The sequence below is a fragment of the Ruegeria atlantica genome, from assembly GCF_013032505.1.
Lineage (GTDB): Bacteria > Pseudomonadota > Alphaproteobacteria > Rhodobacterales > Rhodobacteraceae > Ruegeria > Ruegeria atlantica_F.
This window is the reverse complement of record NZ_WQCG01000004.1, coordinates 111,142-127,884: the sequence shown is the minus strand read 5'-3', so window position 1 is coordinate 127,884 and position 16,743 is coordinate 111,142. Positions and strand designations below refer to the sequence as shown.

At 52.5% G+C, this 16,743-nt stretch carries 14 protein-coding genes; 1 reads left to right on the top strand and 13 read right to left on the bottom strand.

Annotation, left to right across the window (positions count from 1 at the left end; all coding sequences use genetic code 11):
* Positions 1–24: 24 nt before the first annotated feature.
* The 8 genes from GOW92_RS16180 to GOW92_RS16145 form a co-directional block, all read right to left on the bottom strand.
* On the bottom strand, positions 25–690 hold the full coding sequence (locus GOW92_RS16180; RefSeq protein ID WP_170561798.1) for a MotA/TolQ/ExbB proton channel family protein: 666 nt from the start codon (positions 688–690) through the stop codon (positions 25–27).
* Positions 687–1,115, bottom strand: coding sequence for a hypothetical protein (locus tag GOW92_RS16175; protein ID WP_170561795.1), 429 nt, complete (start codon positions 1,113–1,115; stop codon positions 687–689). The genes GOW92_RS16180 and GOW92_RS16175 overlap by 4 nt, the downstream gene beginning before the upstream one ends.
* Positions 1,116–1,283: 168 nt before the next feature.
* The gene (locus GOW92_RS16170; RefSeq protein WP_170561792.1) at positions 1,284–3,812 is read right to left on the bottom strand and encodes a glycoside hydrolase family 9 protein; all 2,529 of its coding nucleotides are present in this window, start codon (positions 3,810–3,812) and stop codon (positions 1,284–1,286) included.
* Positions 3,813–3,857: 45 nt separating this feature from the next.
* Positions 3,858–4,784, bottom strand: a complete 927-nt coding sequence (locus GOW92_RS16165; RefSeq protein WP_170561789.1) for a glycosyltransferase family 2 protein — start codon at positions 4,782–4,784, stop codon at positions 3,858–3,860.
* A 1-nt stretch (position 4,785) separates the two neighbouring features.
* Entirely contained in the window at positions 4,786–5,754 is a 969-nt protein-coding gene (locus GOW92_RS16160) for a glycosyltransferase family 2 protein (protein WP_170561786.1), read from the bottom strand.
* Positions 5,744–6,715: a sulfotransferase family protein gene (locus GOW92_RS16155; protein ID WP_170561783.1), complete on the bottom strand. Its 972-nt coding sequence runs from the start codon at positions 6,713–6,715 to the stop codon at positions 5,744–5,746. The genes GOW92_RS16160 and GOW92_RS16155 overlap by 11 nt, the downstream gene beginning before the upstream one ends.
* Positions 6,716–6,718: 3 nt before the next feature.
* On the bottom strand, positions 6,719–7,600 hold the full coding sequence (locus GOW92_RS16150) for a sulfotransferase family protein (protein WP_170561780.1): 882 nt from the start codon (positions 7,598–7,600) through the stop codon (positions 6,719–6,721).
* 70 nt (positions 7,601–7,670) lie between these two features.
* On the bottom strand, positions 7,671–8,462 hold the full coding sequence (locus GOW92_RS16145) for a WecB/TagA/CpsF family glycosyltransferase (protein WP_170561777.1): 792 nt from the start codon (positions 8,460–8,462) through the stop codon (positions 7,671–7,673).
* Positions 8,463–8,628: 166 nt separating this feature from the next.
* Between GOW92_RS16145 and GOW92_RS16140 the strand changes: the two genes are divergently transcribed.
* Positions 8,629–10,962 (top strand): exopolysaccharide transport family protein, encoded by a 2,334-nt coding sequence (locus GOW92_RS16140; RefSeq protein WP_217356564.1) that lies wholly within the window; start codon positions 8,629–8,631, stop codon positions 10,960–10,962.
* An 87-nt stretch (positions 10,963–11,049) separates the two neighbouring features.
* Here GOW92_RS16140 and GOW92_RS16135 read toward each other — a convergent pair whose 3' ends face one another.
* The 5 genes from GOW92_RS16135 to GOW92_RS16115 all read right to left on the bottom strand — a co-directional run bounded on the left by GOW92_RS16135 (position 11,050) and on the right by GOW92_RS16115 (position 16,565).
* Positions 11,050–11,961, bottom strand: a complete 912-nt coding sequence (locus tag GOW92_RS16135) for a sulfotransferase (protein WP_170561771.1) — start codon at positions 11,959–11,961, stop codon at positions 11,050–11,052.
* A gap of 226 nt (positions 11,962–12,187) precedes the next feature.
* Positions 12,188–13,462, bottom strand: a complete 1,275-nt coding sequence (locus tag GOW92_RS16130) for a polysaccharide biosynthesis/export family protein (RefSeq protein ID WP_170561768.1) — start codon at positions 13,460–13,462, stop codon at positions 12,188–12,190.
* 70 nt (positions 13,463–13,532) lie between these two features.
* Complete coding sequence (locus GOW92_RS16125; protein ID WP_170561765.1) at positions 13,533–14,237, bottom strand: sugar transferase; 705 nt, start codon at positions 14,235–14,237, stop codon at positions 13,533–13,535.
* Between the two features lie 403 nt (positions 14,238–14,640).
* A complete protein-coding gene (locus tag GOW92_RS16120; protein ID WP_170561762.1) occupies positions 14,641–14,853 on the bottom strand; it encodes a hypothetical protein in 213 nt (70 codons plus the stop codon).
* 284 nt (positions 14,854–15,137) lie between these two features.
* The gene (locus GOW92_RS16115; protein WP_170561759.1) at positions 15,138–16,565 is read right to left on the bottom strand and encodes an oligosaccharide flippase family protein; all 1,428 of its coding nucleotides are present in this window, start codon (positions 16,563–16,565) and stop codon (positions 15,138–15,140) included.
* Positions 16,566–16,743: the final 178 nt, after the last annotated feature.

Here is a 16,743-nt window from a genome sequence, read left to right as displayed (position 1 = left end):
GGACGTCGGACAAAGGGCGCTGTGTTACGCATGTCCGGGGGCGGTCGCCACAGCCCGAACATCGTCGGCCTGCGCAACAGCCTGCCCCGGCACCAGAATTGTCCGCAGCGCCTTGTCCGCGAAAACCCGCTCGCGCGCGGTGCGGCTTTCGAACCAGGACAGCAGCATCGAAGTCGGCATCGCCACGGCCAGACCTACGGCCGTTGTCAGCAGGGCCACCCAGATCCCGCCGGCAAGCAGAGATGGGTCGACAGACGACCCTGCGGATTGAAGGCTGCGAAACGCCTCGATCATCCCCAGAACCGTGCCGAACAGACCCAACAGCGGCGCAAGCTGTGCGACAGTGTCCAACAGGCGGAATCCACGCTCAAGCCCCGCAAGCGCCAGACCGGCCTCGGCATCCAGCCTTTGGTCCAGACCCGGTGTATCCGGGGCCTCCATCGCAACCTGTACCAGCGGGGCAAGGTAGCTGCGGCTTTTGGCCAAACGTGCTTGAGCGGTTTGCGCATCGCCCGCATCCCAAGCCGCCAGTGCCTCGGACAACACCCGGTGGCGCCCGACGCCCGATGCGGCGAATTGCCAGAGTTTGTAAAGCGCGACCGCTACGGTCACCACGGACATTGCGATCAGGATCGCCACAACGGGACCGCCCAGATCAAGGACTTCGCGCAACGCATCAAAGGGGCTCATCCAATCAACTCCACATCTGTTCGGCTTTGCAGTTTCAGCCCGTCTTCGCATACCGAACTGTCAGCCCCGGCCACTTTGCATGAGTTTGTGCCGTTGATCAGGGCCTTCCCGACCGAGCCGCAATCTCTGCCGGGCAAGTCGAACTGGCGCACACGCGGGCGATCTGCTGGCAAATCACGGAAATTGAAAATCGACAGGCTGACCACGCTGCCAGAGGCGTCAAAGATCACCGTCTCAAAGCTGGCCTCGTCAATTGCGGTACCAGTTTTGTTTTCGACCACAAAAGTCAGCCGACAGGCTTGCCCGACATCCTGAACCGTATTCAGTTCTACTTGCAGACCTTCCGAAACCGCCACTTCGGACTGGGCCATCGCGGACATTGGCAATGCGCAAATTACAGCAAGTGCCGGACGGAGAAAGAACATTGGCGCGCTCCCGATAGCTCAACGCAGATATCAAGTGCCGGCGACGCTCCGCTGGCGTGATTAAGACATAGCTAAGACCCAAACAGTGTTAAAGAGTTCTCGACATCATTGTGAAGTGGCGGCGAACCAGAACATTGAAATCCCGAGGTTGTCTGGCGGACCGATCGGTCAGGCAGGCATTGTTGCAAGCGCACAGGCGACCAACCATTCCATCGCATTCGATTTGATCCCGTGCTCAGCTGCTATTGCGATACTGTGGCTTTCAAAAATCTGCGTGTATATCGGCCAGTCTTGTTGATCAGTTGGATAGAAGGCACCGGCGGTTTTGCGCAATTCCCAATCATACATCTTTCCACCCGCCACACCGAAACTGATCTGACCGGGGATTTTTTCACCGCCCCGCTGATCTGTCAAAAGAGGATCTGAAAATCCCCGATGACCCAGCCCTTGCACAAAACTCACGTTGGCGGGATTGCAACCCAGTCCGAACCACATACCTTCGATTGCGGCGCTATGTACCTCAGGGGTCACTTCACCCTCTAACGCAAACAACATCGCCATCTGGCCCGCTCGCCAGTTCGAGCCCGGACCAAAGCGCAACCAGCCCAAACCCCAGGGATAATCAGCGGTATTGTGCAGCCCGTAATCACGCCCCATCCGTTGACCCTTCAGCGCGCGATATCTGATCCACTTTTCTATGGCTGCAGCAATGTCGGCGTTCACCTCTCGGCCTTCGCGCGCGGCTCGCACATATTCCAGATAGGCACTCGGGAAGACCTCTTTTTTCAACGAAGGGTCGGGCTTTTCGGCTTGCGGGACAAACGGGTTCTGATCCTCAAAAACCTTGCGCGCCTGCTGATCACCACTGGCCCGGTAGACAACGGCAGCCGAGGCGCTTCGAATTTGGCTAACTCGTCCACGTGCAGCCTTAGACAAATGGTCAGTTGGCTGTCGTTCAGCCCACAACCAGGCACGTGTCGCTTCGGCGACAATGGCACGCCCAAGAACGGTATCTCCGCAGACGTGAAAGATCACATGGCCTAGCTTTGCGGCTCCATAAGCAAATCGATATGCAGCCCATTCCTCGGGGCCATAGGCATAGGTTTTCTGAACTGGATTCCAAGATACCGAGCCCAGAATCCCACTTACGGAATACTCGACGCCCCCGATAATGCCGCCATCTTCGCGTTGGGTTCGACGCCAAAGCGATGCGCCCCACAGTGCTTCATGAATGAGATCAGGTAGAACAGTTTCTCCGTCACCCATATCGGTATCGCTTTTGCGCGACACGACATCCGCATGCGAAAAGGGCTTACCGCTTTCCGGCAGGTTCAAATCCAGATTCTGGCAATGACGAAAAGTCTCAACAATATCGGCCATATGAAAGACAACATCCATATGCTGGACACGCCGATCCCAATCCCCAGCATCATGCCAGCCGCCCCAGGCATCAGGGCTGGGTTCCATAGAAGAGCGCTCGGGTGCGGTATCTGAACCACCCAGAGCGTTCACATTTTCTGACAGTGCTTTTGGTGCCCTTGTATCTCCATAGCCGTCCCTCATGAAGCCAAGCTTCAGGTCCGTTTGCCACACTGTCAGCCCATCCGCCGGGTGCCCATTGCGCGGTCGGGTTCGACCCTCACCAAAGGGGGCGGTGATTTCACACCCGGATCTTTGGTGAAAATACCATCGGGCCGCCAGTCGAAGGGCTTCTTCATAGGGCACCGACGACACGATGAAGGGGAACGACCGCCCCAATCCTGTCACCTGAAGCTGGAATTCACCCTCTCGGTCAAGATCCGAGAAGTCAGCCTCGTAGATATCACAACCGTTAAAGTTCAGGCCCTCCCGATGCGGCTCCGATCCGGGCTTTGCCAAGGTCAGACGGCCGGATCGAACCACGGTATCATCCTGCATAGAAACGAGGTTCCACTCTGTTTCGGGTGTCAGCAGTTTGTCGGTACTCCCGGACCCGCCTGCCGTATCCTGCCCAAACCAACTGCCGACATAAGCTTTTTTGGGGCCGTCCAACGGGTAGCCTGCCTGGCATACATGAACGGATTCACTGCGCAGATCGGAGTTCTTAACAAACTCTTTCTCTGCAAAGGATGGGCCCTTTATGCGAACGATCGCACCTGAAGGAATGGCTCGGTCCAGTTCAAACGTCACCAAATGCCTCTTTGTGCTTTCCCATTGACGAACCGTCACAGCAAGAGTGCGAATAGGCGAAGATTTCCGCCAGAGACCGGCAATCCCGACGGGTTCTCCATCAATTTCGATGTTCCAGTTTTCTGGCCGGTCAGCAGCTGCTCGTGACTGACTTTCAGGGCGGCCGACACGGAAACCGTCCAATTGACTTTTCTTCACAACCTGAGGCCAAGCCGTGAACATTTGCGGCGCAGTGGCATGTACATCGCCCGAAAAATAGCCCGCCGTTCTATTCAATTTGCCGACTGCGCCAAAGGCGTTTGTCGGATCCGGTGACCAGCGAACCCGATCCGCCTGCGTCACTTCGATCGGGGTCGACTCGTCGAATAACGTGTCGACTATTGTCAATTGCAACCTGTTGTTTCCTAAGAAACTGATATCCAATTTGAAATCAGAAGCCGCCGCAATACCAGGCAAGATCGCAGTTACAACCGGCGCAGCAACCAAAGATGTACCCAGCAACAAAAATGCCCGTCGTGAATATGGCATGTGCCCCATTCTCCCTGCGCGTACGAGACAGTCGTCGGCCTTGGCCTACGCCCTTCGATCCAAGCTGCGCACAAACCTGTAGATCAGTTTCGGACGAAACAGACTATCAGGATACATAAACATCCCACAGACACCTTCCAACAGTGCCATGGGTTTTCGCCCGTACTGGTATTGGTTTCGAACCCCCGACCAGAAAATATCAATCTTACGGGCGCGCAGAAAAAGTGGCAGTCGCGAACCAAAAAACTTCCGCATTTCCGGGTTGGCAGATATCTTTTCAAGGCAGGGAACCCGGCGGGCAAATGCGGGATCGCGGGTTCTGAAATTCGCTCCGCTTGCTACTTGGCGATAATAAAGAAGCGGCGGCCCCTCAACGACACAAAACTTACCGATCAAGGCGACCCGGCACCAAAATTCCCAATCCTCGCCATGTACCAGATCTTCGTCGTAACCGCCGGATTGACGAACTGCATCGGCTTTTAGCGCCAGCGCTCCTCCGTTAACGATATAATTCTTCCGCAGTAGCGCCCCCAGTTGATTCTCGCTGGGCACCAGCAGGCGGTTGTCAGCGCCGTTTATTTCTTCACCTTTGGAGTTAATTCGTTGAACGCCAGCCACAGCGCCGACTGCACCAGACCCCTCGAGAGCATTTGCGTAAAATTGCAAGGCTTCGGCGTGCAACAAATCGTCCGCGTCCAAAAACAGGATGTATTTGCCCTGCGCCAAACTCAAACCCAGATTGCGCGCCGCACTGACACCTTTGGCTGGTCCATTCACGGGCACAAAACGGGCATCACGATTGGCGAAACGATCCAGGATTTCGCGGGTGCCATCAATCGAGCCGTCATCGATACAAAGAACTTCAAAATCCTGCATCGTTTGATGGCACACGCTTTGTAGCGTTTCCTCGACATAGCGCTCCATATTCCGAGCTGGAATGATGATCGAAAACTCAGGCCTGGACTCGCTCATCTCAGCCCCCTCCTGCTCGGTCCAAGCGGACGGCAGCCGTATTGTATTCGTCGAAACGGATCTGCAAAAAGGCCGCCAGCATCCCGGCCCCACGATAAATTTCGAGCGCTCCTTTACAGCATCTTGCCTTTGACCCGAAACCAAGGAAAACGCACATCACAAGTCCCCAGCCTATCGCCGCAAAACCTTTTACCACACGTATCGGGATTCCCTTGCGACGGATTTGAGCTATACGCGCCAGTGTATGCCCCATGCGAAACCAACGGCGCCTGAGCCAATGCATCGTCGCCCGGTGAGCTGGGATATGGTCCCAGACCAGAGCCTGCGCAGCAGCACGGATGGTCCCTCCCGATTCGATCCGAAGTCGCGAAAAAAACTCCTCATCCTCTCCGCCAGTGGTATTAAAGCGGGCGTCAAACCTCATGGTCTGTTTTCGAATGATGGCAGCATCCGCCATTGAATTGTTGGTGGCAGCCGATGGAAGTACAGCCCCCTGCTCGTAGGGACCCATTCGGAACAGGTTCAGTTGTTCGACCCAAGCGGGCGGGGCCTCGTCGTAACGCGGCTCGACAGCTCCCTGAACCGCAACTGTGTTTGGTAAAACCATGGTTCCCAACAACTCTGCCAACCAGTTTTCAGAGGCGGTTTCATCATCATCTAAAAACGCGAAATAGTCTGCATCCCGTGGGGCCTCAGCCAGTGTTCGGTTGCGCGCCGACACGATTCCGCGCTCATGTTCCAAAACGTAGATCACTGGCCAACGAGACAAATTTTGAATGTCGCCCAGAACCGAACGGGCCATTGCATCTGGGGCATTGTCTGCGATCACCAACGTGACGCGCACGTCCCGTTCACCCAACTGCTGATTGTTCAAACTTTCAATCAAAGCCCGCAACCCCTCCGGGCGCAGATAGGTTGCTATGCAAATCGCAACGTGTAGTTCCGCCTGAGATCGTTCTTCAGCGCTCATAACTGGCCAACTCTAGCGCGTGCCCCGCTATTCTATCGAACCGCGTTTTTTTTCCATCGGACCAAGACGCCCAGCGCTTGACTGGATTGAAGTCCGCAGATTTAGTTTCTGGCTGCCAACGGTTATCGTCAGAGGCCGTGGATCGGGATGACCCTCGGACCGGTAGCTTTTCGATTTCGTCCCAGGGAAACGCAGCTGCATTCAAACCGATGTGATTCAGAAGTTTCTCGACGTATTTATTCGTATCAGCAAGGATATCTTCGTAACGAACAACTATCATGTCCTCATTGTAATTCGGTCCACCTTCCGCATAGGTCATGATGGCCTCGGTCCCCAAGCGCCATTCATCTGCCAATTGGCGGAAATTTTTGCTCGTAAGTGAAAACCGAGAAAATGTCTTGAGCGAAGAGTCTACAACGTCACGCCCGTCCCGAATGCAAAGGATGATCTTTGCATCGGGAAAGATGTACCGCGCCAGTGACAGGTCATGAACGTGGGGGCATTTCAGCAATATGTGCTTACCATCAACCTGCGCTTGCAGCTCCCTGAACCAACTGCCAGCAAGCATGGCCAGCACGTCATACTGGCCCAAGACTTCTTCGTTTCTTGGGAAGTATCGCAAGAAATCCCGAGTAAAAGCCGCGGCATCCCCGGCCGCGTGCAATAGAGGGAACTCATACAGACGACCCGGATCAGCCCCAACATCAGGGTGCATTGCGATGAGGTCGCGCAAGAAATTGGTGCCTGATCGCGGCATCACACCAAGCACCAAAATCGGAGTCTCAATGCTGCCACGCGCTTTTCGAGCTAATGCGGCAAGCTTCTCCCCTTTCTCTGGAGAGATAACCGGCAGAAAATCCTCGCTATCCAGAAAGCGCGCGCCCAGCAAACGCCGGGTCATCCGCACCACTTGGTTCAAGCGCATATCCCCAGCCATGTTCAAAGTGTTTGATACGCTCATAATTCACTCATTCGCTGCAGAATTGACAAAACTCATATCGCGCCAGGTCGGCCAGGGTAGAACCGCACGCCCAGTAAGTTGCGCCACATACTCAACATCTGATCGGAAATGCTCGACCAGCATCTCCCGCATTTCTGGCGTCGGAGGTGCTACCTTCGTCTTCAAGTGTTGCTTGTTCATCGAAAGAGCCTGCTTGAGCCCGGGCGCTTTTTTGAGGTTTTTCACCAAATCCTGCATCCCCAGCGAGCGCATCGCATCCCCTCCGTAGCGCAGCGTTTTTTGAACCGCTGGGTAAAGGTAAGTTACGTTTTCGTGATGCCGTTCTGTGAGTGACGCCGGGTGCCGTTTGGGTTCAACACCCAGATGACCACACACTTGCTCATAAATTGCATTTGGATTCGAAGCGATGTCCTCGGAAAACAACACCAGCAGAGCATCGCGATCGAAATTCGCCAGCCAGGTCTCTAGATCAGCCTTGTATTGGCTTTGTAGTGAATATGCCGGATTTCGTTTCCATGCGGCTTCGAATGTTGTTTCTGGTGGGATATGGCCTTTGCGGATTTCGTGCATATGGTTTGAAAATGCCCGTTCGATTGGGTCTCGCAATATGCATATAAGCTTCAGATCCGGGCTATACTGGGCTGCGCGTTCGGCGGCGTCACGACTAAAGAAATAAGTCGGCGAGCACTCACCCTTGATCGCATTTTCAGCACTGTCACGGAAAAAGTTCTCGTACCATGTGTACCCACGGTCATAATTCGCCGTGAAAAAATTAAGCTCCTTGGGCTCGCTGGTCGCAATCAATGGATGCTCTGAGAGAACATGATGCAACCAAGTGGTTGCAGCTTTCTGCGCGCCAATTCCTATGAAATCCACTTTCGACACATGAATTCCCTTCTGAACAACTCAACTCACTAACAAGACAAGGGAAAAAGCCCCGAGCCTTTTCAACAATTCACTTTAACTTCAAAATATCTTTCTTAAGAACCACGCTGATCGTATGGGGGTACCTGCGAAAATGCCTCTTACGAATGTGACCGGGGCCAGTCGCGGTACGGTGAAGCCATTCCAGTCCGATTTTTTGCATCCAAACAGGCGCGCGCGCATAGTCTCCGACCACATAATGAAAGCAACCGCCGCAAGTCACGATCCAAGCGCAATGCTGCAGACGAGGCGTAATTTCGAGTGAAAAGAGTTGCTCTTTTGGCTTACCCAACCCGACCCAAAGAACATCGGCCTTACTGTCGTTGATGTCCGCGACAACCGCGTCAACTTCAGACTCGTCAAAATAACCGTTCCTTCGACCTGCTATAGTCAAGCCGGGATGAAGCTCAATCAGCTTTTCAGCGCAGGAACGGTTGATCTCTTCCGTGCCACCCAACAGATAGTAACTGATATCATGCTTAACGGCAGGCCCGGCTGCTGTGTGGATGAAATCCGTTGTCGCCGTGCGCTCTGGTATTGGCTTCGAACCTCGCGCAAATTTGGAAGCCCAGACAACGATCTGACCATCCGCATGCACTATGTCCGCAGAATTAATTGCCTTGGCAAATTGTGGGTCCTTTTCGTACAGCGAGATACCGTATGCGTTCGCATCGAAAACAGTCAACGCGCGTTGAGCCTCACCGCTTCGCCGGCGTTTGACATCTTCGACCATCGCTGAGCTAAGTTCGGTATCGCTGACAAGCGCAACTGGCATCCCACTTACAATCACATGTGGCAAGCGCATCTTCAGAACTCGCTCCATCGTTACTCACTCTCAAAACAAATAGTACAAATACTTCTAACTTGAGAAACACTATCAAAAACCGCATTTTTTTTGAAACTAAAATTGGCCTCTGATCCCGTATTGATCCTGGATGCGCTTACACGGTCAGCAATCAAAGCCGGCACTTTTCGATTTCGGCTTCAATATGAGCGATTCCGATACATTGTTTTTGGTAAGTACAGTTTTTTCTGTTGCCGTCGCCCCTAAGCCTTTATTGTCCAGTTATCGTTGTTTGAGATTGTTTATTGTTATGACTGATCAGTACCGAAAAGTTTTGGACGCAGAGCTTTCCGGTTTAGGCGTTGCTCCGGCAGGAGACCCTGAACTGCGAGTGATTTCGAACATTGCTTGGGCGATCAGACGCTCGATCGGTTGGATTTTTCTGGCAGCCTTTGCAGTCGCGTTTGCCGCCTATGTTCTGACCTACACTTCCGATACCAAATACACCTCGAGTGCGAAGGTGATGATCGACACCCGCGTCCAAACCGAGACGCAGTTCACGACGCAAGTGTCCGGACTTCCATTGTCATTGACCTCTTTGGAGAGTGAGCTTGAACTGCTGCGCTCCACCGACATCATCGAAAGCGTTGTTGATCGTCTACAATTGCAAGACGACCCCGAGTTTTCAGGCGCGGAAGGTGGGTTTTCCCTAAACCCAATCTCGTGGGCCCGCAGCTTGAAGGATGTGATTGTGAACGCAATCGGCGGAAGCAATGGTGCGGCAGGCGATCTTGAACCCGAGGAACTGCGTGAAATTCAACGCGCGGCAACTGTTGAAAAACTTCTTGAATCCAGACAGATAGAGCAGATCGGGGAAATATCAGCGGTTTACAGGATTAGCGTTACTTCGAAGTCCCCGCAAAAAGCAGCAAGTATCGCAAACTACCTGGCCTCTGAATACCTGACTGTTCTTACGCGAATGAAGCGCGATGACCTTGATCAGGCACAGCAATGGTTGTCGACACGGATTAACCAGATTCGCGAGGATCTTAATGTTCTAAGCTCCGAACTGGAGTCGCATTCGATCGAGACACCGTTTTCGCCTGAGGAATATGCAACAATCAAAGCGCAACGCATCAAATCAGAGAAGCGGGCGCAGCTGGTTGACGCAGAGATCGTCGAGCAGGCGGGACACCTCAGCACCATTCAAAACCTGATCAACGAGGGAAAAACACAGGAAGCCATTTCTTATGCTTCCGAAGTCGGTGTGATATTCCCCTCTGCAGCAATGGACACACCGGAGGAACAGGCCGAAGTGCTGGACACCGGGGTCAAGGCTCTGGAAACCAAACTAGAGGTTCTCAACGGCCAGAAGGTAACCCTCGAAAAGAGCATTGAAACCTTCAAGGAACAGCAAGTGCGTCAGGTTCAGCACGATTCGGTCACGAAGAGGATAGAAAATGAGATCCTTGTCGTAGAGACAATCTACAGGGACTTTGTTGCTCAACTTGGTCGCAGAGCCGAGCAAAGGAATTACCTTGATGCGGGAGCCCATATTATTGAACGGGCTCGCGTGTCCGTTGACCCATCTGCCCCCAAGAGGTCGTCCGTCGCGCTCACGACTATGTTTGCGGTTATATTCTTGGGCCTCGGTTTCACCGTGGTTCGCGAATTGCTGCAAAAGCGCCTGAGAACCACGTTTGAATTGGAGAATACAACGGGTGTAAAGCTTTCGGCGATCATTCCGGAGGTCAAAAACGAACCGCCGTTCGAAACTTTCTTTATGAAAAACGGAAAGCTTGACCCAACGTTGATGCATTACGGTCGGAAACTTTTGGCCAGCAGCGCCATCGGCCTGCGAACAATGCGACGCGATGACGAAACCACGGCACCACAGTCGGCCGATTTATTTGCCAAAAACTCGGACAACAAGCATAAAAAGCGGATCGCCGAAGAAGGATGTACTATCTTCTCTGGCGCAGCGGCTTTGCCAGATGAGGGAAATACCTCAACTCTTCTTCTGATCGGATCGGTGTGCGCGCAAGCAGGATATCGAACACTAATCATCGATTGTGACACATTAACGTCCACTTATCGCGATCTGTCTCAGATGACTGCAGAGTCGCTGAAACTTGCGACAACTCATCCTCTTTCACTGGAAAATTATATCGTTGGAACACCTCAGGATGGCTTGGACATCCTTCCCTTGATCGGCACCCAAGAGAACGAAGGTCAAATAAAGTCCGTCGAGGATTTTCTGTGTTCTACAGCTTTTGTTAGCCTACTCCGTTCACTTTCCGGAACCTACAATACCATTCTTCTGGATACGCCACCGCTGTTGAGCGCCGTGGAATCAGGCTACCTGTCGCAACTCTCTGATCGGGTGATCCTGTTTGCTCGATGGAACTCCACGCGGCGAAAGTCCATCCTTCAAGCCATGCGTGAACTTGAGAACGCCGGTGTACGACCCTCAGCCTTAGTTGCTACACGCGTAGACATGAAACGCGTCAAGCTCTACGGGGATCCATTTCTTGGGTAATCGCATTTAATGGTATTGCTGGTTGCGCAGTTCACTAATGTTTTTTGATATGGTGAGCGCAAGATCCGGCGCTCGCCAATCAACACCCTAATTTGCGAACTGTTGCCTGATCTCAGAATGCCACCGTCGGCGCCATTCCTCATTGATGCGCTCGAAGCCTTCCAGCCGTTGCAGGGCAGCATCCCGCAGCATTTCACGAGTTTCATCGGGCATAAACATCTTCTTACCCTTAAAGACCCTAGGCGGTGCGTCGACTGCCGCGATCCGCTTCACAGCACCCTTCGCCGGGTCAATGAAGCTGACAATACGGCTAAGTACTTCCGCCGGGTCCGCGCTCAGGCTTTCCAAGTAATCTATAATCACATTATCGGGGCCATAGGCGTTCTGCCACCTTTCAACCAGATCGACATAGCGCCGGCAAATATTCATCTGATACTCGACTTTTTCCCGATAAAATGCGACCTCATCATCGATTCTGACTGCGCGAGTGGACATTCGACAATGCGACCACAATTGCTCAAACGGGTTTCGCAGAAGGATCACTATTTTCAAGTTCGGTAAATGGTTTTTGAGGTTCTGAACCTCGTCGTCGTCAAGCATATGGTAACAAGGCGAGATGTCACCGCTTATTCGGTTCTTTGGAAAGAGGTTAAGATACCAGTCCAGGTCCCGCTGAGCGGTAGCAAAACTGACAGCCCAGTTTAAGCGCTTTAGATCCTCTTTTCCTGTCGCAACTTGTTTGGCTATCTGAGCGACTGCGCGGCGCTCTTGACGGGCCGCCCAGTGTTTCGAGAATAGAAAGTTCCTGAGACCCCCATCGTAGCCGATTTTATTGTGCGCAAAAAATTTGATTTCTTTTACAGGTGACACGTAAATCTCGGTGCGTTCCTTAAATAGAACCTGCAGGGTTGATGTGCCGCATTTTGGCATCCCGATGCACAGAAAATCGGGTCCGCGCCGAGACCTGATCGTCGCACTCATGTTTGCTTCATAACCCATTTCAGACGCCTACTGCCGTATGACGCCGCATACCCGTCAGGTTTTTCCGAACGTCAGTCCAACAAATTGGGGCACCGGGTTGCCGAACTCCCGGGCCAAAATACGCAGGAGGAATTGTACACAAATGCATAAACTTAACTCGTCAACTTTGAACTCATAAAATTTGGATTTGATGGTCTACTAACTCACGTTCTAAGGGCATTATTTAGCCAGGATCTCGCTGCGCTCACTCGGTAAGTGGTGCATCTTCGGTGATTTCCTGAACAGAAATCTCCAGACTGTCACCCGGTCGCAATTGCGTCAGTTTATCCGCGACAAGTTGCTGAAGCTGGCTGTTTTCGGTTCGAAAAATTGTGACCGTATAGTCGATATCGGTTATGAGGCTTTCCGTTCCAATCTCATTGGACGCACCTGCCAAGTATTTCGAAATTGTGTCCAATTGATGCTTGGCGTCGCGTACGGATAGGCTTGCAACCCGGCGCTCTTGCAGCAATCTCAACGTCCGTTCTTGTTCGAACTGTTCCTCATCGCGGATTAGCCGGGTCAAAATGAGACTGGTTCCCGCCAGATCTTCTTCGACTTCCAGCAGGCGCGTCGCGGACAACACCGTTGTTCGACGCGTATCCGCGAGCCGCGATCCAGGTGCTAATCCTTTGTCGACCAAACTGACCACGCGAGCCTCTTCTTCTTCATCAGCGTCCAACGCCTTCGCCAGTTCAGTTATTTGCTCTTCCAGAATTCTGACTCTCTCGGCCGCCTGCTGTCTCGCGTCTTCAAAGAACTCGCGTTCACCGGCCTCGTTTTCCTGGTTGATACTGCGGATCCTGATTTGCTCGGCGATCAATTCGGCCAGAACACTAGGCGATACTGTGACGGACTCGGGGGCTGGCGGTTCAAGATCCATGTCCTGTGCGAGCTCACTCGAACTGCGCCAAGATTGCACAAGCGCTTGCGCATGTTGAAGGGCAGCCTGACCATACGCAGTCTGCCAGCGCAGCAACTGGATGGGGTCGATTGTCACATCATCGGCCAGCAACATGCTGCGGACCCCACCGGCCAGGGCGACAGCCTCGCGCACGGTTATTGCTGGTCGGTAGTCTATTTCGCCGGTTCGAGCGACGTCGCCGCCGATTATGATGGGCCGGTATCCATTGCGAGCAATCTCAATCTCGTCACCAGCCAGCTGGATTATGTAGATGTCGCCGTTAAGGTCATACTGTTTGACGATTTTACCTGCGGCATCTTGCTGGACGAGCAGTTCCAGTCTCTCCAGAGAAAGCCCTTGCGCACGAAATTGCCCCAGCCATTTCAGGTTTACATCGCCATGAGCATCAATTGTGGCGTTAAAGGACAGGTCATCCAACCCTGTTAGCGAAACGCTGACTTGATCTCCTGGTTCAAGGTCAAAGTCCGCCATTGCCGCTGTGGCTAGCATAAGGCAAGACAAACCAAGTGCGTATGCTGTGAATAGCTTCGACAAGTACCGGATCGGTTCAAGCATCCCAAACCACCTTTGCTACTTAATCTTCTCACCCATTAAGCCAAAATAAGCTCAGTCAGGGGCTCCGAATTCACTGTCCTGTTCCGTTGCACACCACACCAATGGTCCGAAACAAAATCTTAAGGTCGAACCAGAAGCCGACTTTTCGCACATATTCACTGTCGAAGATTGCGCGATGAGCAAACTCGACATCGTTGCGTTCGGACACCTGCCATGGACCGGTAATTCCTGGCTTCATCAGAGTGTAGTCCCCGCCCGGATACAGTTTCCGCTGCTCCGGCATCATCGGCCGCGGGCCAACAAGGCTCATGTCGCCGATCAAGACATTCCAAAGCTGAGGCAGCTCATCCAAAGACGTCGCTCTAATAAAACGGCCAAATTTTGTAATACGGGGATCGTTGTCCAGCTTCTGCTTTGTTTCCCATTCGGCGACAGCAGATTCATTTTCAGCCAAATGTTGCCGCATAATTTCATCCGCGTCTACGACCATCGAGCGGAATTTCAGGAAATCAAATTCGTCCCCACCGATACCAATTCGTTTCTGGCGGTAGATTGCAGGACCGCCATCAAGCCTAACCAAAAATCCAATGGCAAGCATGAGCGGCAAAACAAAAGGAGCGCCGATCAATACCAGCGTAAGATCAAGCAGGCGCTTACCTTTCAACGCGTAGAAGCCCTTTAACCTTTGGCTGACATCACTCTTTACGCTAGATGTCTGATTTTTATTATAAATTCTAGGTTCTTCAAATCTAAACGAACCGGGAATATCACTCATATTAACCCCCTAACACGCAGGACAGCGACGTCCCCACACTAATAACTCGCGAACGGCCAAATAACGCTATGACCTAAAATGAGGCCAGAACGCTGCTGCCTAACTATTTTCTACTCAATAGACTTGGACTTGTAACCGCCTTAAACAGCCACCCACCCATAGTTATTACTCCGATTCGCACAAAAAACCGTACCGGAATTGCCCTGGCGATGAGCATCGCACTAAAGGCAACGTGAAACAACTTTTTTGTTGCTGAGGCTGAGCCCGCGAATACGCAATTGCACAAAAATTGTTCGCAGGTCCACCAGGCTGTTCCCTGCGTTGCTAGCTTCTAAAGCAGCAAGGACGAGGCGATCAATAAATGGGAATTCACCACCAAGTCGGCACGTTCCCGCAATTTTGATTAGCTACCGGATTTCAAAGGGAGCTTACCTGCAAGTTTCAAGCGCATCTTGCTTCCCCACAAGACCTTGAGTCCCATGATCAGAAAAGGAGTGCACATCCCGATCAAGAAACCAAAAAGCAAGGCTGAACTGGCCCCCATGCCGTTGAGGGTGAACGCCACAAAACACAATGCGGCGACCAAAGGTCCGGACAGTAAGTAAACAATGACCATGTTCAGTGTTTGCTCTCAGTGTTTGTCATTTAGCCGGTACTTATCGATGCTCAGTTCAATTTGTGGTCTTTTTAAGGCAACCCCAGTGTTGTTGCCGTTGCGACGTCTTTTTTGGTCGAACACAGCAAGGCGACACGCACTCGATTGCCATCGATCGCCTACATAGTATTGACGCGCCCTGACTGCGACAGGTCTGACGAAGAAACCAAATCCACTCGGCAAAAATATGCCAGAATTGCAACACGCAGTCTGCTCTAGCGTGTCCACCTGTCGCTGGGATTGAGCTATTTGGACGAAGGAAATCCACCGATCAGCAAGTGCCGCTTTAGCTTTCGCACGACAGCCAATGCGGCGGTCTGGCCGACACACAGTAATGCAACGAACATTATCGTCAGGCCAAGGGCCAAGATCGCAAATTGCTGCATCAAGCCCGTCGATGCGTTCGCCCACAACCCTAAGGGCGCAAATGCAACTAAGCCCGCAAGAGCTTTGCCAAATTCTGCCAACGGGATGCTGATACGGTCAATCCGACGCCCGTATTGAAAATAGACCAGAAAGCTCAGTATTGCACTCACAAGGAATGCATATGCCGCTCCTTTCGCGCCCAGCCAATATATGAACAGATACGATATCGCCGCATGACCAAGCAGCGTTGTCACCGAGATAATCAGCTGCAGGACCGTCTTCTTTGATCGTGTAAACGCGAAACTAAGGTAAGCACCCTGTAATCCAAACACAAATGATGAGAGCGTCAGGATACGAATGTACCCGGCGGTCTGGTCTGCAAAGGCAGGCTCGAACAGAAGATTGGCAAAAACGTCCGCCGAAAATATCAACACGGCCAGGATCGGCATTGAGATCAGCATCAAAAACGAGAAGTATCGGTAGAGAACCGCATCTGACGAGGCTTTCCCCTGAACTTCTTGGGCCTCGAAGACCGACGGGCCAATCACACGTGACAGCGTTCCCATTGGCAGGCGAAGTGTCCGTGCCGCAAGGGATTGTGCAGCGGCGAAGTATCCAACCGACTCCATCCCCGCTAAAATCGCCAATATCGACTGAGAAAACATCGCAAAGAATGTCGCGCTGGAGGACACAATGGCCAAAGGGAAGCCGAATGAGAGGTATGTTTTCAATTCGGCTAATTTGGGAACAACGATGCCTGAGCGCCGAAACGCGATGAGCAATGCGTAACCTCCGGTCACAGCAGCCCCAATCGACATTCCAATCACAGCACTTTCGTAGCCCCCACCGTTCAGGATAAAGCCAACCGCGAGCGCGACCCCTATTGCGTGTCGCAACAAAGTCACCGCAGCATATTTTGGACCTTCGTGATACTGGCGCAGGCAAGCTGCCCCAAGCTCGTGCATCCCGTGGCTGATACAAAATATCGCTGCGAACTTAAGGTTTTCGACCCATTCTCCGGGCAAGACCAGCGTTACGAGGCTGGACAAAACCACAAGAAAAAATGCCAGCACAACCGATGCCCCCATAACGGTGGCAATTGTCCTACCCTCAAACTCCTTGGCGTGATGAAACCGGGCGATCGCAATAACCAGCCACAAAAACGAAAAGGAAAACAGGATCGTTCCGACCAAAAGTGTTAAGTTGTAGCGTCCAAACTCTGCCGGGCCCAGAACTTTCGTCATAACCATCAAAATGGCTATCGCAAAAACCGCAGACAGAACTCGAGGGACAAAAAACCACGTCATTTCAGAACGCCTTACAAGAAAAAATCTTTAACCATAGCTAGATACAATCGCCCATTTCCGGGCAACCGTGAGAATTGAATCGGCACAAATCGTTGGGCCGGTGATCGTGAACGACAAACGCCGACTGTTCGTCGCAATGCCCTATGCGTGATCTGAGTATATAACATCCTAGTTTTTA